This window comes from Sphaerotilus microaerophilus (assembly GCF_023734135.1).
GTDB classification, from domain to species: Bacteria; Pseudomonadota; Gammaproteobacteria; order Burkholderiales; family Burkholderiaceae_C; genus Sphaerotilus; species Sphaerotilus microaerophilus.
In genome coordinates this window covers 3,725,137-3,742,545 of the sequence record NZ_AP025730.1, presented here as the reverse complement: position 1 = coordinate 3,742,545, position 17,409 = coordinate 3,725,137, and the positions used below count along the sequence as shown (strand labels likewise).

General features: G+C 68.3%; 14 protein-coding genes. 6 read left to right on the top strand and 8 right to left on the bottom strand.

Translation table 11 applies throughout. The annotated features are described in order from the left end of the window. Nucleotides 1-277: 277 nt before the first annotated feature. The 3 genes from NGK70_RS16000 to NGK70_RS15990 are packed head-to-tail and all read right to left on the bottom strand — an operon-like array spanning nucleotide 278 to nucleotide 4,114. Nucleotides 278-715, bottom strand: a complete 438-nt coding sequence (locus NGK70_RS16000; RefSeq protein WP_251969502.1) for a nuclear transport factor 2 family protein — start codon at nucleotides 713-715, stop codon at nucleotides 278-280. A 7-nt stretch (nucleotides 716-722) separates the two neighbouring features. After that, a complete protein-coding gene (locus NGK70_RS15995) occupies nucleotides 723-3,113 on the bottom strand; it encodes an efflux RND transporter permease subunit (protein WP_251969501.1) in 2,391 nt (796 codons plus the stop codon). Beyond that, a complete protein-coding gene (locus tag NGK70_RS15990; RefSeq protein WP_251969500.1) occupies nucleotides 3,110-4,114 on the bottom strand; it encodes a WD40/YVTN/BNR-like repeat-containing protein in 1,005 nt (334 codons plus the stop codon). Before NGK70_RS15990 ends, NGK70_RS15995 begins: the two co-directional genes overlap by 4 nt. Nucleotides 4,115-4,357: 243 nt before the next feature. Here NGK70_RS15990 and NGK70_RS15985 point away from each other — a divergent pair, with 243 nt between their 5' ends. The 3 genes from NGK70_RS15985 to NGK70_RS15975 are packed head-to-tail and all read left to right on the top strand — an operon-like array spanning nucleotide 4,358 to nucleotide 7,689. Beyond that, a complete protein-coding gene (locus NGK70_RS15985; RefSeq protein ID WP_251969499.1) occupies nucleotides 4,358-5,575 on the top strand; it encodes a thiolase family protein in 1,218 nt (405 codons plus the stop codon). Then, nucleotides 5,575-6,516 carry a bifunctional OB-fold nucleic acid binding domain-containing protein/MaoC family dehydratase gene (locus NGK70_RS15980; RefSeq protein WP_251969498.1) on the top strand — a complete coding sequence of 314 codons (942 nt, stop codon included), beginning with the start codon at nucleotides 5,575-5,577 and terminating at the stop codon, nucleotides 6,514-6,516. Before NGK70_RS15985 ends, NGK70_RS15980 begins: the two co-directional genes overlap by 1 nt. Nucleotides 6,517-6,543: 27 nt before the next feature. Beyond that, nucleotides 6,544-7,689 (top strand): MFS transporter, encoded by a 1,146-nt coding sequence (locus NGK70_RS15975; RefSeq protein ID WP_251973803.1) that lies wholly within the window; start codon nucleotides 6,544-6,546, stop codon nucleotides 7,687-7,689. Between the two features lie 43 nt (nucleotides 7,690-7,732). Here the strand turns inward: NGK70_RS15975 and dmpG are convergent, their stop codons facing one another. From dmpG to NGK70_RS15945, 5 genes are all read right to left on the bottom strand, one after another. After that, complete coding sequence (gene dmpG / locus NGK70_RS15970; RefSeq protein WP_251969497.1) at nucleotides 7,733-8,767, bottom strand: 4-hydroxy-2-oxovalerate aldolase; 1,035 nt, start codon at nucleotides 8,765-8,767, stop codon at nucleotides 7,733-7,735. A gap of 14 nt (nucleotides 8,768-8,781) precedes the next feature. Further along, entirely contained in the window at nucleotides 8,782-9,726 is a 945-nt protein-coding gene (locus NGK70_RS15965; RefSeq protein WP_251969496.1) for an acetaldehyde dehydrogenase (acetylating), read from the bottom strand. A gap of 8 nt (nucleotides 9,727-9,734) precedes the next feature. Continuing rightward, nucleotides 9,735-10,526 carry a fumarylacetoacetate hydrolase family protein gene (locus tag NGK70_RS15960; protein WP_251969495.1) on the bottom strand — a complete coding sequence of 264 codons (792 nt, stop codon included), beginning with the start codon at nucleotides 10,524-10,526 and terminating at the stop codon, nucleotides 9,735-9,737. Next, nucleotides 10,511-11,374 (bottom strand): alpha/beta fold hydrolase, encoded by an 864-nt coding sequence (locus tag NGK70_RS26655; protein WP_428985523.1) that lies wholly within the window; start codon nucleotides 11,372-11,374, stop codon nucleotides 10,511-10,513. The genes NGK70_RS15960 and NGK70_RS26655 overlap by 16 nt, the downstream gene beginning before the upstream one ends. 79 nt (nucleotides 11,375-11,453) lie before the next feature. Continuing rightward, nucleotides 11,454-12,437 (bottom strand): flavin reductase, encoded by a 984-nt coding sequence (locus NGK70_RS15945; RefSeq protein WP_251969494.1) that lies wholly within the window; start codon nucleotides 12,435-12,437, stop codon nucleotides 11,454-11,456. Nucleotides 12,438-12,713: 276 nt separating this feature from the next. Here NGK70_RS15945 and NGK70_RS15940 point away from each other — a divergent pair, with 276 nt between their 5' ends. Genes NGK70_RS15940 through NGK70_RS15930 form a run of 3 tightly spaced genes read left to right on the top strand, consistent with a single transcriptional unit; the run spans nucleotide 12,714 to nucleotide 17,396 of the window. After that, nucleotides 12,714-13,910, top strand: coding sequence for an acyl-CoA dehydrogenase family protein (locus NGK70_RS15940; RefSeq protein ID WP_251969493.1), 1,197 nt, complete (start codon nucleotides 12,714-12,716; stop codon nucleotides 13,908-13,910). A gap of 55 nt (nucleotides 13,911-13,965) precedes the next feature. Next, on the top strand, nucleotides 13,966-15,714 hold the full coding sequence (locus tag NGK70_RS15935) for an FAD-dependent oxidoreductase (RefSeq protein ID WP_428985619.1): 1,749 nt from the start codon (nucleotides 13,966-13,968) through the stop codon (nucleotides 15,712-15,714). Further along, a complete protein-coding gene (locus NGK70_RS15930; RefSeq protein WP_251969491.1) occupies nucleotides 15,711-17,396 on the top strand; it encodes an FAD-binding protein in 1,686 nt (561 codons plus the stop codon). Before NGK70_RS15935 ends, NGK70_RS15930 begins: the two co-directional genes overlap by 4 nt. Nucleotides 17,397-17,409: the final 13 nt, after the last annotated feature.

Below are 17,409 nucleotides of genomic sequence, written 5' to 3'. Positions count from 1 at the left end.
ATGGCCGACCCCTATCCCGATGTGGTGTCGGCACCGGCGAGCCGCGCGGTGGTGGCACGGCGCCTCCCGGGGCGACCCTGCCGGGCCGGTTCTATTCGATGTTTGACCGAAGCTGGCAGGTTTCCTGCCGCTCCAATCACAGAACACTGCATCGGGCGGCAGGCCCGGCGTCAGGCGCGTCTCGCCGCGTGGTGGGGACGTTTGGGGTGAAGTTAGGGAGGGGCCGGGAATCACCGACCTGGCGCACCTGCGGTGGGGGTGGCGGTGCCGGTGCAGCTCAGCCTGGCGCCGGGCGCAGCAGGCGGCGGCTGCCGATCTCGAGCGTGATCACCATGCGGCGATGCCGGATGCGCCAACCCTGCGGTGTGGCGACCCAGTGGTCGAGGTACTCGCCCAGGCACTCGTAGGTCTGGTCGGCCAGCTCTGCCGCGCCACGGTGGGCGGCGCGCACGCTGATGCGGCTGCGGGGGCCATCAGTGCCGTGGTCGACTGTGAGGTTGCCCAGGAGGTGCTGAGTCGGGCCGCAACCCCCGAGGTTGCGGGTCAGCATGCGCAGAATGGCGGCGCGGTCGGGCAGGGGCCAACCGCCGTATTCGGCGCTGGCGTCTTCACTGAAGACGCTGTCGATGGCCGCCCAGTTGCGCTCATCGCACATCCGGGCGTAGGCGGTCAAGACCTGTTGGAGCTCCCGTTCGATCAGCACAGTTGGGTCCATGCAGCGCTCAATGGGCTTCGGCAGCGACAGGTGGGGTGGGGCGCTGCTCGTTCTTCTGGCCGACACCCAGCCAGCAGGCCATGGCCGGCAGCAGAAAGATCGCGCCGAGCACATTCACCAGGAACATGAAGGCCAGCAGGATGCCCATGTCAGCCTGGAACTTCAGGGCCGAGAAGGCCCAGGTGCCCACGCCGATGGCCATCGTTACCGCTGTGAACACGGCCGCTGTGCCGCGCTGGCGCATCGCTTCGTAGAACGCCTCGCGCAACGGCGCGCCGTTGTGCTCGACCTCGTGCTGCAAGCGCTCGAAGAGATAGATGCCGTAGTCCACGCCCACTCCGACGCCGAGTGCGATCACCGGCAGCGTGGCCACCTTCAGTCCGATGCCAAGCAAGGCCATCAGCGCATTGCATAGGATGGATACCAGCGCCAGCGGCACGATGATGCACAGCACGGCGCGCCAGCTGCGGAAGGTCAGCCAGCACAGCAGCGTGATCGCGCCGAAAATGGCGGCCAGCATCTGCACCTCGGCATGTTCGACGGCTTCGTTGGTGGCGGCGGCGACGCCCGCATTGCCGCCGGCCAGGCGCAGGCGCAGGTTGGGCGTGCGGTCGGCGGCGATGAACTTCTGCGCCTCGCCGACCACGTGCTTGAGGGTCGCGCCTTCATGGTCCTTCAGGAATAACTGCAGGTGGATGACCTTGCACCCATCTGTGTTCATGCCGAGATCGGGACTGGCGGTCCTGGCGCCGGTGCGCAGCGCGGCTTCGGTGCGCTGTAGCGCGGCCCAGCGCGGGTTGCCCTCGTTGTTGCCGGCCGCGGCCAGCTTGGCAAAACCGGCCACGGTGCTGACCGAGCGCACGCCGTCCACTCCGCGCATGGCGAGGTCGAATCGCTCGACCGCATTCATCACCTCCCAGTTCAGGCAGGCCTCCTGCAGGTTGCTGGCCTCGGCGTAGACCGAGAGCACATCCATGCCGATGGAGTAGTCACCGATGATGCGGTCGTTGTCGCGGTTGTAGCGCGACTCGGCGCGCAGCTCCGGCGCACCGGCGCCGATGTCGCCAGTCAGCAGCTGGCGCGAGTACCAGGTGCCGCAACCCAGCAGAACCAGCGAGACCAGCAGGGTCAGTAGGGCCGGGCGCGGCTTGGCCAGCGCCGAGATGGCCCACCAGCGGTTGTGCAGGTCAGAGATGCCGTCCGCATGGCCCAGGGACTGCGGTTCCAGGCGCAGGTGCGACAGGATCACCGGCAGCATCACTTTGTTGGTGACGATCATCAGCAGCACGCCCAGGCAGGCCGTCATGCCGAGCTCGTGCACGATGGGGATGTCGATCAGCATGATGACCATGAAGCCCAGTGCATTGGTCAGCAGGGCCACCGTGCCGGGCACGGCCAGCTTGCGGAAGGCCGATTCGGCGGCGTCCTCTGCCGTCATGCCTGCACGGACATCCTGCTTCCAGGCGTTGGTCATCTGCACTGCATGCGACACGCCGATCGAGAAGATCAGGAAGGGCACCAGGATGGACATCGGGTCGATGCCCACGCCGCCGAAGGGCAGCAGGCCGAGCAGCCACACCACTGGCAGCAGGGCCACCATCAGGGCCAGTGCCGTGAGATTGACCGAGCGCGAGTACATCCAAAGCATCACCGCGGTGATGCCGAAGGCCAGCACGAAGAAGCCGATGACGGTCACCAGACCGTCCATCACGTCGCCGAGCACCTTGGCGAAGCCGACGATGTGGATCTGGATGTTCGGGTTGTCGAACTTCGCCCGCATCTCCTCGAGTTTCTGCGCCACCTGCCGGTAGTCCAGCCGCTCGCCAGTCTGCGGATTGACGTCGAGCAGGTCGGCGCGGACCATCGCGGATTTCAGATCATTGGCGACCAGGCGGCCAATCTGGCCGGACTTGGCCACGTTGGAGCGCACATGGGCCAGACCCTCGGCATCGGGCGTGAAGCGCGAGGGAATGATGACTTCGCCAACGAAGCCCTCCTCGGTGATCTCGATGTACCTGACGTTGGGCGTGAACAGGGAAAAGACCTGCCCGCGGTTGACACCGGGGGTGAAGAACACCTCGTCGGTGACACCACGCAGCGTCTTCAGGAACTCCTCGTTGTAGATGTCACCCTCGCCCTTCCAGCGCACGCTCACCAGCACCCGGTTGGCGCCGGAGAAGGTGGCGGCGTGCTGCAGGAAGGCCTGCATGTATTCGTGGCGCAGGGGGATCAGCTTGTTGAAGCCAGCATCCAGGTGACTGCGCAGCGCCGAGGCGCCGAGTACCAGAGTGATCAGTGCGGTGACGATGCCGATGGGCTTACGCCAGGCAATCAATGCCCGGGCGATGCGGGCGATCAGCGCCTCGATGCGGGAGGAGGGCAGTGTGGTGGCGTTCATCGGGCGGTTCCTGGCGTACTCAGACCGGCGTTGGGCGGCACGGGTGGGTAGGGCTTGATTCCGGCGTCGCTGGTCAGCCAACCTCGGCCGTCGGGTTGCAGGTGCAGGTCGGTCAGCGTGGCGCGACCGCCCGTGCGCGCCAGGGCGAAGCTGGCGCCGTCGTCACGACTGGTGGCCACCATGCCACCCTGGCCGACAAGGTGCAGGGCGCCGTCACCGGTCTGCGCATGGCTGAAGAAGGACACCGGCGCGCCCACTTCGACACGCTGCCAGGCCGCCATCTCCGAGGCAGCACGGTAGATGTGTCCGCGCATGCCGTAGACCAGCCAGCCGCCGCTGCGCAGCGCCACCGCGTTGTAGAAAGAACCGTTGTAGAACGGCTCGACCACCGCCCAGGTGGTGCCCTGGTCATTGGAGCGCAGCACCAGGCCGCGCTCGCCGACGATGAGCCAGCGCTGCCCATCCGGGCTGCCGACGATGCGATTGAGGTGCTTGTCCTCGACGCCGGCTTCTGGCAGGTGCAGCGGCGACCAGGTCCGGCCGCCGTCTTCAGACTGCAGCGCGCGCCCGAAGGCCCCGACAGCAATCCAGCGGCCCGTGGGCAGTTTCGCCACGCTCATGAGCGGTTCGCCGTTCTTCGCGTCGAAGGCAGCTTCGCTCCAGCTCCAGCCTCCATCGCTGCTGCGCAGGATCCAGCCTTCGTGGCCTACGGCCATACCAGTCATCCCGTCCGCGGCGAATGCGACCTGGTTAAGCAGGGCTTTGCGGTCCTGGTCGACGCTGGCTCGCTGCCAGCTGCCGCCCTGGTTCGAGGACACCAGCAGGTGGCCGAGCTCGCCGGCCGTGACCAGTCCCGCCTTCGTGGCGACGAGGGTGTTCATATGCATTCGCTCCACGGGCAGGCGTGAGGCGGCCAGGGGGGGGGTCTCGCGGGGCGCGAAGGCCTGGGCCGCGGCCAGGGCAACGACGGCCGCCATGGCCAGGCCGATCGGGGTTCGCAAGGTTGTCTCCTTCGGAACGCGCGGCCCGCAGGGTCGGGCAGCATGGCAGGCATTCTTCGTCAGTGGGTGGCCGGGGCATCGTCCGAAAGGACGAAGAAGGACACGACTACGGGCAAACCCCAGTGGGCCGACCCTCCCGGGGCAGGATGTATCCGCGGTCGAAGCAGCCTTAGTCTGCTCGGACGATGGTGTGGCCGGTGGTCCTGCCCAGAATGGGGTCGTCGGACATTGGAGAAGGAACCCATGGGACTGCAAGGACGGGCCGCGCTGGTGGGCGCGGCACAGTACAAGCCAGAGAAGTACATGAGCGCGCCGCGCATGTTCCATCTGGAACAGATCGCCGACTTGGCGACTCAGGCGCTGGACGACGCCGGAATGACGCTGCGTGACGTCGACGGGCTCATCACCAGCGGTGCCTACTTCCACGAGGCCAGCAGCTTTGTGCCCGCGATGGTGGGCGAGTACCTGGGTGTGCCGCTGAACTTTGCCGAGGTCATCGACCTGGGGGGCGCGAGCTCCGTGGGCATGGTCTGGCGCGCCGCCGCGGCCATCGAGCTGGGCCTGTGCGACACCGTGCTGTGCGTGATCCCCTCGCGCATGGCGCCGATGTCGCCGCACGACGACCATGCCATGGAGGTGATGCGCTCGAGCCGCTTCGGCGGCCACAGCACCCGCTTCGGTGCGCCCGAAGCGGAGATGGATCTTCCTTACGGCCACATGGCCCAGAACACCGGTTACGCGATGATCGCGCAGCGTTATGCGGCCCAGCACGGCTATGACGTCGCAGCGATGGCGCGCATCTGCGTCGACCAGCGCTTCAACGCCTGCCACAACCCCGGCGCGATGTTCTACGGCCAGCCGATCACCGTTGACGACGTGCTGAACTCGCGCATGGTGGCCGATCCGCTGCGCATGCTGGAGATCGTGATGCCGGTGGCCGGTGGCGGCGCCATGATCGTCACCCGCGCCGACAAGGCACGGAGTCTGCGGCACCGCCCGGTGCTGGTGGCAGGCTGCGGCGAGCATGTGCACAGCAAGTCGCCCACCTATGCGCACGACATGCTGGCCATGCCCATCGGCCCGGCCTCGCGCAAGGCCTTTGCGATGGCCGGCCTCAAGCCTGCCGACATGCACATGGCGCAGATCTACGACTGCTACACGATCACGGTGCTGCTGACGCTGGAGGACGCGGGCTTCTGCGCCAAAGGCGAGGGCATGCGCTTCCTGCGCGAGCACGACTTCACCTTCCAGGGCAACTTCCCCATGAACACCCACGGTGGTCAGTTGAGCTTCGGACAGCCCGGCAGCGCTGGCGGCATGACCCAGGTGATCGAGGCGATGCAGCAGATCCAGGGCCGTGCGGGCGAGCGACAGCTGGCTCGGCACGATCTGGCCTACGTGTCCGGTACGGGCGGTGTGATGAGCGAGCAGGGCGCACTGGTCCTGCGGGGAGACCAATGATGGCCTGGAACAAGCCGCTGCCCCATCCGACATCGATTTCCCAGCCCTACTGGGATGGACTGCGGGACCACGAGGTGCGCCTGCAGCAGTGCGAACACGGCCACTGGCTGTTCTTCCCGCGCACCCACTGCCCGACCTGCGGCTCGCGCCAGCTGATCTGGCGCCGCGTGTCCGGAGAGGGCCGGCTCTACACCTTCACGGTCGGCCGCGTGCCCACACTCCCTGAGTTCACCGACGAGATGCCGCAGCTGCTGGCGGTCGTCGAGCTCGACGAGGGCGTGCACCTCAACACCACGCTGGTCGGTGTGGATCCGGCGGACGTCAGGGTCGGCCAGCGCCTGCGCCCGGTCTTCGACGATCGGCCCGGCGAGGTCACGCTGTTGCGCTACACGCCGGTGGAGTCGGCGCATCCTGGCGTGATCGCTGGGGAGGCCGCTCCCGCTGCAGTGCCGGCACCGGGGGTCGAGGAAAAACCGAAGCGCAGGATCAGCTGCAAGGACATCGCGGCAATGAAGTCGTTGGTCTCCGAGGAGTTCACGGGCTGGTCCAACGCCTTCGAGGTGACGCAGGAGATCATTAACCAGTTCGCGGCCCTGAGCGGCGACGACTACTGGATCCATACCGACCCGGAGCGCTGCAAGCGCGAGAGCCCTTTCGGCACCCCCATCGCCCATGGTGCACTGGTGCAGGTGCTGGTGAGCCGGCTGAAGATGCCGATGGACTACGAGGTGGTGGACTTCGTCAACATCGTCAACTACGGGTCCGACCGCCTGCGCTTTCCGGCCATCGTGCCCTCGGGTTGCAGCATCCACGGCCGCTGCCGAGTCAAGTCGGTGGAGCAGTTGAAGAGCGGTGTGCAGGTCACGTTGGAGATCAACGTCCATGTCGTCGGCCAGGACCGCCCGTCGGTGATCAACGACCTGGTGATGCTTTACATGTGACTGCCTGGGAGGCCCGCCTTGACCGCTGTGCTGCGTGACCGCACCTTGATCGGCTTCATGCTGGCGGCCAGCCTGGCCTCCACCATCGGTGGGCTTCCGTTCAACGCATTGCCGGTGATGCTGGGCAGCCTGGCCGATAGCTTCGGGTTGGCGCCACAGGCCGTCGGCTTGCTGGGCTCGATCTGCTTTGCCGGCTACCTGGTCGGTACCCTGGGTGCACCGCTGTGGATGAACCGGTTGGACTGGCGCTGGCTGACCCTGGTCAGCGCGGTTGGCACGGCGGGCTCGTTCGCTCTCAGCTCGGTGGTGAGCGAGTTGCATTGGCTGTATGCCGTGTGGGTGCTGATCGGCTTCTTTGCGTCGACGATGACCTGCCTGGGCATGCGCATCCTCGCGGACCTGCCCAACAAGGTGCGGGCCTTCGGGGTGCGCCAGGGCGTCGAGTTAGCCGTGACGGCGGCCGTGCTGTTCGCCCTGCCGCCGCTGGTGATCGCCCATTGGCGTTACCCCGGCGCGGCCTGGACGTTGGCCGCCGTGGTGGCTGTGCTCGGCCTTTCGGCGTTCTGGGTGCCCCGTCGGGCATGGACCGGTGACCTGTCAGCACGCGCGGTAGCCGTACCGACGGGGCGGCAGGCGATACCCTGGCCGGCCGCTGCGGCGCTGCTGGTGTTCTTCCTCTTCCTGGTCGGCAACATCGGCCTGTGGGCCTTCCTCGAGCGCATCGGTGCGGCCCTGACGATCGCGCCGGCCGAAATGGGCCTGGTGTTTGCCGTCCTCAAACTGCTCGGGGGCGTGGCGGCCTTTGCCGTGGCGATCTTCGGTGACCGCCTGGCCGGCCGGACAGCCCATGGCCTCGTGCTGCTGGGCATCCTTGCCGGCCTGGCACTGCTCGCGGCAGCCGGCAGCTTCCTGCCCTTCGCGCTGGGGGCTTGGATATGGGAGTTCGCCTTTACCTGCGGCTGCGTCCTGCAGACGGCCGACATTGCCCGCCGGGATCCGAGCGGGCGGGCCATCCTGCTGGTGCCGGCGGCCTTTGCGTCCAGTGCGATGGTGGGGCCGGCGCTGGCTGGCCAGATCGTCGCGGGCGGCAGCTTCCTGCCGCTGCTGGCATTGGCACTTCTTTCAGCGCTGACGCCCTGGCTGGCGGCACTCGTGCGCGCACGCAGAGCCTGACAAGCTGCCGCTCGGCGGCCCACCGGCCGCCTTCCTGCAGTCGTCAGTCGATCTTCAACCCACGCTCACGCGCCATCGTCATCGCGGTGTCTTCGATCATGTCTTCCTGACCGCCCACCATCTTCTTGCGGCCGAGTTCCACCAGGATGTCGCGCGCCGGGATGCCGTACTTGGCACCGGCACGCTTGGCGAACAGCAGGAAGGATCCGTACACGCCCGCGTAGCCCAGCGTCAGCGCGTCGCGGTCGATGCGGATCGGGAAGTCCATGATCGGGAAGACCAGGTCCTCGGCCACGTCCTGGATCTTCCAGACGTCCACGCCGGTGTTGGCACCCATGCGGTCCAGCACCGCGACCAGCACTTCCATCGGCGTGTTGCCGGCACCGGCTCCGAGGCCTGCTGCGGCGGCGTCGATGCGGGTGGCGCCGCACTCGATCGCCGCGATGCTGTTGGCCACGCCCATCGCCAGGTTGTGGTGGCCGTGGAAGCCCAGCTCCGTCTCCGGCTTCAGGGCCTCGCGCACCGCGCTCAGTCGCTCCTTCACGCCATCGGGCAGCAGGTAGCCGGCCGAGTCGGTGACGTAGATGCAGTTGGCGCCGTAGCTTTCCATCAGCCTGGCCTGGCTGACGAGCTTCTCCGGGCTGGCCATGTGGGCCATCATCAGGAAGCCCACGGTGTCCATGTCCATCTTGCGGGCCATGGTGATGTGCTGCTCGCTGACGTCCGCCTCGGTGCAGTGGGTGGCCACGCGGATGGTGTGCACACCCAGGCCGTGCGCCATCTTCAGGTGGTCGACGGTGCCGATGCCCGGCAGCAGCAGGGCGCTGACCTTGGCCTGCTTCATCAGCGGGATGACGGCGCCGAGGTACTCCTCGTCGGTGTGCGCCGGGAAGCCGTAGTTGACGCTGCTGCCGCCCAGGCCGTCGCCGTGGGTGACCTCGATCAGCGGCACGCCCGCGGCGTCCAGGCCCTGGGCGATGGACTTCATCTGGTCGAGCGACATGAGGTGGCGCTTGGGGTGCATCCCGTCGCGCAGGGTCATGTCGTGCAGGGTGATCTTCTTGCCGTTCAGTTCCATGGTGTTCTCCCGGCTCAGGCTGCGTTTGCGGCGGTGGCGGCCACGGGTTGCAGGGTGAGGCGCCCGGCGAGGATTTCCTCGGCGAACATCTCGGCGGTGCGCGCGGCGGCGGCCGTCATGATGTCCAGGTTGCCGGCGTACTTGGGCAGGTAGTCGCCCAGGCCTTCGACCTCCATGTAGACGCTCACGCGCTGGCCGTCGAAGACCGGTCCGTTGACCAGCTTGTAGCCCGGCACGTACTTCTGCACCTCGCGGATCATGGCGTGGATGCTTTCGGTGATGCCTTCGCGGTTGACCTCACCTGCAGCGGGATCAATCAGGCAGTGCACCGTGTCGCGCATGATCAGCGGCGGCTCGGCCGGGTTGATGATGATGATGGCCTTGCCCTTCTTCGCACCGCCCACACGCTCGACCGCGCCCGCGGTGGTGCGGGTGAATTCGTCGATGTTCTTGCGGGTGCCGGGGCCGACCGAGCGGCTGGACACGGTGGCGACGATCTCGCCGTAGGCCACGGGCTGCACGCGGCTGACCGCAGCAACCATCGGGATGGTGGCCTGGCCGCCGCAGGTGACCATGTTGACGTTCATCTCACCCTTGCCGACGTGTTCGGCCAGGTTCACGGGCGGGACGCAGTACGGGCCGATGGCCGCGGGCGTGAGGTCGATCATCAGCGCACCTTCGGCGTTGACCTTGCGCGAGTTGTCGGCGTGCACGTAGGCGCTGGTGGCGTCGAAGACGATCTGCACGCCGTCGGCCTTCATGTGCGGCACCAGGCCGTCCACCCCCTCGGCGGTGGTCTTGATGCCCATCTCGCGGGCACGCTTGAGGCCGTCGGATTCGGGGTCGATGCCCACCATCCACACCGGCTCCAGCACCGGGCTGCGCTGGAGCTTGGCCAGCAGGTCGGTGCCGATGTTGCCGGGACCGATCAGGGCGCACTTGATTTTGTTCTGGTTCATGTCTAGTCTCACTCGCTGAAGGCGATCGAGCAGCCACCCAGGCCCCCGATCTGCATCGTGAAGCGGTCGCCGGCCACAGCCGGCACCAGCGGTGCCAAGGATCCGGACAGGATGATTTCGCCCGCCTTGAAGGGAATGCCTAAGGCGCCCAGGGTATTGGCGAGCCAGGCGACGGCTTCTGCTGGGTGCCCCTGCACGGCCGAGCCCAGGCCTGCGCCGGCGGGTGCCCCGTTCTTCGACATCTGCATGGAGGCGGCCGCCAGATCCAGCGCGCGCGGGTCGGTGTGTTTCGCGCCGATCACGAAGACGCCGCAGGAGGCGTTGTCGGCCACTGTGTCCTGGATGCGGATCTTCCAGTTGTCGATGCGCGAGTCGACGATCTCGAAGCAGGGTGCCACCCAGGCGGTGGCGGCGAGCACGTCCGCGCGCGTGACGCCCGGGCCCTGCAGGTCAGACTTGAGCATGAAGGCGATCTCGCCTTCGGCGCGCGGCTGGATCAGGCCCGAGCCGCTCAGCGAGACGGTGGCGCCGTCGTCCACATGCATCGCATCGGTGAGAAAGCCGAAGTCGGGCTGGAACACGCCCAGCATGTCCTGCACCGGCTTGGAGGTGACACCGATCTTCTTGCCGATCACCCGCTCACCCTGCGCCTCCCGGCAGGCCAGAAAGCGCAGCGAGATTCGATAAGCGTCGCCGATGGTGATGCCAGGGTGGCGCTCGGTCAGCGGCGCGAGGGTGCGGCGTGCGCGCAGCGCATCGAACAGTTCCTCACCGAGTTGTTGGATCAGTGCAGCGTCCATGCCGGTGTCAGCCGTTCTTGAGGAAGTCGATGCAGGCGCGGTTGAACATGTCGCGATGCTCCACCTGGACCCAGTGGCCGCAGCGGTTGACCAGCACGATGCGGGCCTGCGGGCAGTTGTCCACCAGCTTCATCGCACCGCCGACCGGGTTGAACTGGTCGTTGACGCCCCAGAAGCCGAAGACTGGGCACTGCAGCCTGTGCAGGTCGGCCGTCATGTTGGGCACGTACAGGCGCTGGCGCGAGGCGGCGGTCTGGGTGGCGGCGATCGGCGCGCGCTCGTTGATGATCTCGTCGGTCAGCAGCGAGGGATCCCAGAGCTGCTTTTCCATCACCGAGCGCATGGCCTCGGGGCCGGTTTTGCCCGACTGGTAGACAGCGAACATGTTGGCGATGCCGGGCATGGCCATGTAGGTCTCGAACTCCTCGACGCCACCCGGCGCCATCAGGATCAGGCGCTTGACGTCGGCCGGATGCTGCAGCGTAGCCCAGCGCCACTGCGCCGCCCAGCGAGTTGCCCAGCAGCGTGACGTTCTTCAGCCCCAGTTGATCCACCAGCCCCTTGACGCCGGAGACGAAGAAGTCGAGGTGGTACTCGGTGGGCGTTTCGGTCTTGCTGGACAGGCCGTAACCGAGCAGGTCGGGCACGATGCTGCGAAAGCCAGCCTCGGCGAACACCGGGTAGTTGCCCTTGAAGTTGCTGTAGCCGCTGGCGCCGCCACCGGCGCCGTGCAGGAAGATGACGACCTCGCCTTTGCCCTGGTCGTGGTAGTGGACACGTTGTGGGGCGCCAGCAATTTCGCCGATGTCGACAAAATGGCCCACGGGGATCGGGGAAGAAGAGTCCATGGTCAAGGTCTGTCTGTGGTGGGGAGGGTGGCGGACGAGGGTCAAGGGCTGCCGCACGGCGCAGCGGCGGCGGGGCGCGTCATGGCTGGCTGGCGGTCCAGAGCTTCGGCAGGCCGGGGTCGGTGGCCGAGATCAGGCGCTTGAGCAGGTTGCGTAGCATGGTCGACTCCATCTCGCCGATCTGCGCGCCGGCGCCAGCCTCTACCGACTTCGCCGCTGCCAGCACGTGCAGAATGGCGTCGCGCCCGGCGCCCGTGAGCGAGTAGCCAGGCTGCGGGGTGTCGGTGAGCCGCAGCAGGCCACGGTCACAGAGCGAGCGCAGCAGCACCGCACCGACGTCGATCGCGGTGTAGGCCACGTGGCTGGCGATCTCTTCGGCGCTGAGCGGTTCGCGCACGCTGAGGGTGGAGAGCACGAAGAAGTCGGCATCGCTCAGGCCACGTTCGTTGAGCGTGGCGCGAAACCCTGCGACGAACTGGTAGTGCGCCCGCCCCAGCAGGTACCCCAGCAGTTCCTCGGAGAACAGCGCGGAACTCGGTGTGGCGGCCGCCTCGGTGGACACGGCCGCCGCCTTGCGAGCGGCGAGCGCGTAGCCGCCGGTGACGTAGAGCAGCGGGGCCCGCTCGCTGCGGTCGTAGTCCACCACCTCGCCGACGAAGATGACGTGGTCACCGCCCTCGTACTGGAACATGGTGCGGCACTGGAAGCGTGCGCTGCAGTCGGGCAGCAGCGGGGCAGTGCTCAGGCTGTCGTCGAGCGACAGGCCGCCGAACTTGTCCTCGCCAGCGCGGGCGAAGTGGTTGGACAGCGTCTCCTGCTGCTCGGAGAGGATGTGCACGTTCCAATGCGTCGCGCCGCTGAACACCGGCAGGCTGCGGGCGCTCTTGGCCAGGCTCCACAGCACCAACGGCGGGGAGATCGACACCGAGTTGAAGCTGTTGGCGGTCACACCTACGGGTGTGCCATCCTGCGCCCGGGCGGTGACGATGGTCACGCCGGTGGCGAACATGCCCAGTGCGCGGCGGAAGTCGCGGGGGTCGAAATCGGTGCGGGGCTCGCTCATGAGGGTCTCCTCGGACGTTGCCCGCAGGGTGCCGGGCGGGGCCGCCGCGCGAATCCCCCACACGGACTAGCCGGCGCTGTCGGGGGCGTCTGGTCTGTGCCGGCTCGAGCGGGCGGCTGGCCGGCCTTGGAAGGGGCATTCGGCTGCCGCACCGTTAGTCCGATCGGACGATGAATCGCAGGCCCCGTGAAGGGAGCATTCGTCCGTCGCAGGGCGCCGTTGCGCCTTGTCCACGCAACGACCACGCGCCCCAGTCGCGGCACCCGGAGACCGAGCATGACTGCCCCCCACGACGACTATCTGACGCCCGAAGCGATCGAGCTGATCGACCGAGCCCGGGCACTGGCGCCCCGGCTGGCTGAACGGGCCTTCCAGGCCGACCGCGAGGGCCGCGTGACCCGCGAGACGGTGGCGGAGATCGATGCCGCCGGCCTGTTCCGGGTGCTGCAGCCGCGTCGCTGGGGCGGCTACGAGCTCGACCCTCGCGTGTTCTACACCGTGCAGATGGCCCTGGCCGAAGGTTGCATGTCCACCGCCTGGATGTTTGGCGTGGTTGGCGTGCACCCCTGGCAGCTCGCGTTGTTCCCGGAGCAGGCGCAGCAGGACGTCTGGAGCAGCGACACCGGCACCCGAATCGCCTCGACTTACATGCCCACCGGCAAGGCCGAGCCGGTCGAAGGCGGATACCAGTTCAGCGGGCGCTGGAGCTTCTCCACCGGGGTGGAGCACAGCGAGTGGATCTTCCTGGGCGGCCTGCTGCCGAAGAAGGATGGCAGCGGCGCGCTGGAGCACGCCACCTTCCTGCTGCCGCGCAAGGACTTCACGGTGATCGAGAACTGGGACGTGATCGGCCTGCGCGGCACGGGCAGCCACGACATCGTGGTCGAAGGCGTCTTCGTGCCCGAGCACCGCACCCAGCGCACCAATGACCACAGCGACGCCGGCTGCCCGGGCCGCCAGACCAACCCGGGCTGGCTGTACCGCATCCCCTTCACGCAGGTGTTCCAGCGGGCGGTGTCGAGTGCCTGCATCGGCGCCCTCGACGGTGCGGTGGCGTTCTTCCGCGAGCGTGCGGCTTCGCACATCGGCAAACACGGCACCAAGATGGCCGAGGACATCAACTCGCAGCAGGCGGTGACCGAGGCCATGATGGCCACCGACCAGCTCCGGCTGGTGCTGTTCCGCAACTACGCGCGCATCGTGCACTGTGCCAAGACCGGCGAACGCATGCCGGTGGAGGAGCGCCTGCTGCAGCGCGCCCAGGCAGCCTCGGTGCCCAAGCTCTGCTTCGAGCGGGTCAACGAGCTGATGCGCGCCTGTGCGGCCTCGGGTACCTTCAAGACCAACCCGGTCGAGCGCATCTTCCGCGACATGGCCACCGGACGGGGTCACATCGCCAACAACACCGATGCCTACGTGCGTGCACACGGCGGGGTGATGCTGGGCCTGCCCAACATGGACCCGTACATCTGAGCGCCGCGGCGTGGAGAGCCCCTTGAGCAGCACTGTGAGCAGCACCGGCAGCGGAGTGGCCTCGGTCACGTTCGATGTGATCGTGGTCGGTTCCGGCGCGGGGGCCCTGCTGGCCGCCATCCGGGCCGCCGACCAGGGCCTGAAGCCACTGGTGATCGAGAAGACCAGCCTGATCGGCGGCACCTCCGCGCTGTCGGGCGGCGGGATCTGGATCCCCTGCAACCACGACCAGGCCCGTGCGGGCGTGCAGGACTCGCTGGAGGATGCCTTCCGCTACGTGCGGACCTGTGCGCGCGGCGAGGCCAGCGACGACCGCGTGCTGGCCTACGTTGAGACCGCGCGGGTGATGGCCGACTACCTGCGGCAGATCGGCGTGGCCTACCGCTGCATGCCGCTGTACGCCGACTATTACCCCACGCTGCCGGGCGCCCGCCCGGGTGGTCGCACCATGGACCCGGTGGATTTCAACGCCGCCAAGCTCGGTCCGCAGGCGCTGGAGCAGGTGCGGCCCACCAACCCGGGGCAGCTGATCTTCGGGCGCATGAACATCAATGCCTTCGACGCCCGCACCATGCTGGCCAAGGAGCCCCGCGCCAACTGGGTGCTGGCGAAGATCATGCTGCGCTACTTCGTCGACTATCCCTGGCGGCTCAAGAGTCGTCGCGACCGGCGCCTGACCGGCGGCCAGGCGCTGATGGCCGGGCTCTTCCATGCCGCCCGCCAGCGCAACATCCCGATCTGGACCGACACCTCGCTGCAGTCGCTCATCGTGGACGGTGCGCGGGTGGCGGGTGTGGTCGTGCGCCGTGGCGGCGCGGATGGGCGCGAACAGCGCGAAGAGCGCCTGAGCGCGCGCCGTGCGGTGATCCTCGCCGCGGGGGGCTTCGAGCGCAACCAGGCGATGCGCGAGCAGTATCTGCCGCAGCCGACCGACCAGGGCTGGACCGCGACCCCGCCCGGGGCCAACACGGGGGACGCCATCCAGGCAGGTGCCGCCGTGGGCGGCGCCCTGCACCTGATGGGCCTGACCTGGGGGGTGCCGACCCTGCTGGTGCCCAAGGAGGAGAAGTACCGCCCGATGTTCGTCGAGCGCTCCATGCCCGGCTGCATGGTGGTGAACGCGCGCGGCGAGCGTTTCCTCAATGAATCCGGGCCCTACCCGGAGTTCCAGCAGGCGATGTTTGCCAACCACGCGGCCACCGGCGGGGCGATCCCGGCCTGGATCGTGTTCGACGCCGACTTCCGTGCCAAATATCCCATCGGCCCGCTGATGCCCTCGGCCGCCGTGCCCGATGCCAAGGTGCGCAAGAGTTGGTGGGACCAGGTGGTGTGGAAGGGCGAGACACTGGCCGAACTGGCCGGCCGGATCGGCGTGGATGCGCAGGGCCTCGCTGCCAGCGCGGCGCGCATGAGCGAGTTTGCCCGCACGGGCAAGGACCTCGATTTCGATCGCGGCGGCAATGTCTTCGACCGCTACTACGGTGACGTCAACGTCCACCCCAATCCCAACCTGGCGCCCATCGCCAAGGGGCCTTTCTACGCCATGAAGCTCTGGCCGGGTGACATCGGCACCAAGGGCGGGCTATTGACCGACCGCGAGGCAAGGGTGCTCGATTCGGGCGGCCAGGTCATCCCGGGGCTGTATTGCGTGGGCAACAACAGTGCCTCGGTGATGGGCCCGGCCTACCCGGGTGCGGGTTCGACGCTGGGCCCGGCGATGACCTTCGCCTACCGGGCGATCGCCGAGATCTGCGGCCAGCCGATGGCGCTGGAGCGCACCGACCTGCTGGAGTCTGCGGCGTGAGCCAGGCAGCCGGGGCCGCGCCTCGCACCTCCACGGTCACGCCGATCGAGCCGGCGCTGGAAGTCGAGGACGCCACCGCAGTCGATTGGAGCGAGCGTGCCGAGATCCTGGTGATTGGCTGGGGCGCCGCTGGCGCCTGTGCGGCCATCGAGGCGCGCAGTGCGGGCGCCGACGTGCTGGTGATCGACCGCTTCAACGGTGGCGGCGCGAGCGCGCTGTCCGGCGGGGTGGTCTACGCCGGGGGCGGCACCGCCCAGCAGCGCGAGGCCGGCTTTGCCGACAGCCCCGAGGCGATGGCCGAGTACCTGCGGCACGAGACCCAGGGCGTGGTCAGCGACGCCACGCTGCAGCGCTTCTGCGCCGACAGCGTGGCCAACCTGCAGTGGCTGGAGGCACAGGGTGTGCGCTTCGCCTCGGCGATGCCCCCGCACAAGACCAGCTACCCGCCGGACGGCTTCTACCTCTACTACTCCGGCAACGAGGTGGTGCCGGCCTGCCAGGGCGAGTGCGGGCCGCCGGCGCCGCGCGGCCACCGCGCAGTGGCCCAGGGCCAGTCGGGCGCGACGCTCTATGCCGCATTGCAGGCCGCCACGCTGCGGTCGGGCGCGCGCACGCTGACCCAGGCCACCGTGCGCCGGCTGGTGCGCGAGCGCGGCCGGGACGGCCAGCCCGGCCGCGTGTTGGGCGTGGAGCTGTGGCAACTGCCGCCGGGTGATGCCCGCACGGCCCGGCATGCCGAGCTGGACCGCCAGGTGGCCCGGTGGCGCACGCTGCGTCCCGGCAAGGCAGCGGCCTTGCGGCGCGAGGCCGCACGCGTCGAACAGGCCTGTGCCCAGCCGCGCTTCGTGCGAGCCACCCGGGCTGTGCTGCTGTGCACGGGAGGCTTCATCTACAACCCGGCACTGATCCAGGCCCATGCACCGCACACCCGGCGCGGCTGGCCGGTGGGTGGTGCCGGCTGCGACGGCAGTGGCCTGCGCCTGGGACAGAGCGTGGGCGCTGCGGCCGATCGCTTGAACAACATTTCGGCCTGGCGCTTCATCACGCCCCCGTCGGTATGGCCCAAGGGGCTGGTGGTCAATGCCCAGGGCGAGCGCTTCTGCAACGAGCAGGTCTACGGCGAGAAGCTGGGCCACGAGCTGGTCGAGCACCAGGGTGGGCGCGGCTGGTTGCTGCTGGATGGCGCGCTGCGCTGGCAGGCGATCCGCCAGTGCCTGTTCGGCGGGTTGTGGGGTTTCCAGGCCGGGCCGGCGCTGGCGATGATGCTGTTTGCGGCGAAGAAGGCGGCCACGCCCGAGGTGTTGGCCGCGCGCATCGGCGCCGATCCGCAACGGCTGCGAGCCAGCATCGAGGCGGCCAACGCCGCTGCGCGCGGCGAGCGCGACGATCCCATGGGCAAATCACCCGACATGCGCCACGAGATGGTGCGCGGCCCGTATCTGGCGCTGGACATCTCGATCGGCTCGCCACTGTTCCCGCTGGCGGTGCTGACGCTTGGGGGGCTGGTGGTGGACGAGACGACCGGGCAGGTGCGTGACGCCTCCGGTGGCGGCATCCCTGGGCTGTACGCCGCAGGGCGCACGGCCATCGGACTCCCCTCGTCGCGCTATGTGAGCGGCCTCTCGTTGGCCGACTGCGTGTTTTCCGGGCGGCGCGCTGGGCGGGCCGCTGCAATCGGCTGATCCGCAGCGATTG

Excerpts from the sequence above, each read along its gene's own strand:
- NGK70_RS16000 (WP_251969502.1), bottom strand. The coding sequence starts at position 715 with ATGGACCCAACTGTGCTGATCGAACGGGAGCTCCAACAGGTCTTGACC.
- NGK70_RS15995 (WP_251969501.1), bottom strand. The coding sequence starts at position 3,113 with ATGAACGCCACCACACTGCCCTCCTCCCGCATCGAGGCGCTGATCGCC.
- NGK70_RS15985 (WP_251969499.1), top strand. The coding sequence starts at position 4,358 with ATGGGACTGCAAGGACGGGCCGCGCTGGTGGGCGCGGCACAGTACAAG.
- NGK70_RS15980 (WP_251969498.1), top strand. The coding sequence starts at position 5,575 with ATGGCCTGGAACAAGCCGCTGCCCCATCCGACATCGATTTCCCAGCCC.
- dmpG (WP_251969497.1), bottom strand. The coding sequence starts at position 8,767 with ATGGAACTGAACGGCAAGAAGATCACCCTGCACGACATGACCCTGCGC.
- NGK70_RS15965 (WP_251969496.1), bottom strand. The coding sequence starts at position 9,726 with ATGAACCAGAACAAAATCAAGTGCGCCCTGATCGGTCCCGGCAACATC.
- NGK70_RS15960 (WP_251969495.1), bottom strand. The coding sequence starts at position 10,526 with ATGGACGCTGCACTGATCCAACAACTCGGTGAGGAACTGTTCGATGCG.
- NGK70_RS26655 (WP_428985523.1), bottom strand. The coding sequence starts at position 11,374 with ATGGACTCTTCTTCCCCGATCCCCGTGGGCCATTTTGTCGACATCGGC.
- NGK70_RS15945 (WP_251969494.1), bottom strand. The coding sequence starts at position 12,437 with ATGAGCGAGCCCCGCACCGATTTCGACCCCCGCGACTTCCGCCGCGCA.
- NGK70_RS15940 (WP_251969493.1), top strand. The coding sequence starts at position 12,714 with ATGACTGCCCCCCACGACGACTATCTGACGCCCGAAGCGATCGAGCTG.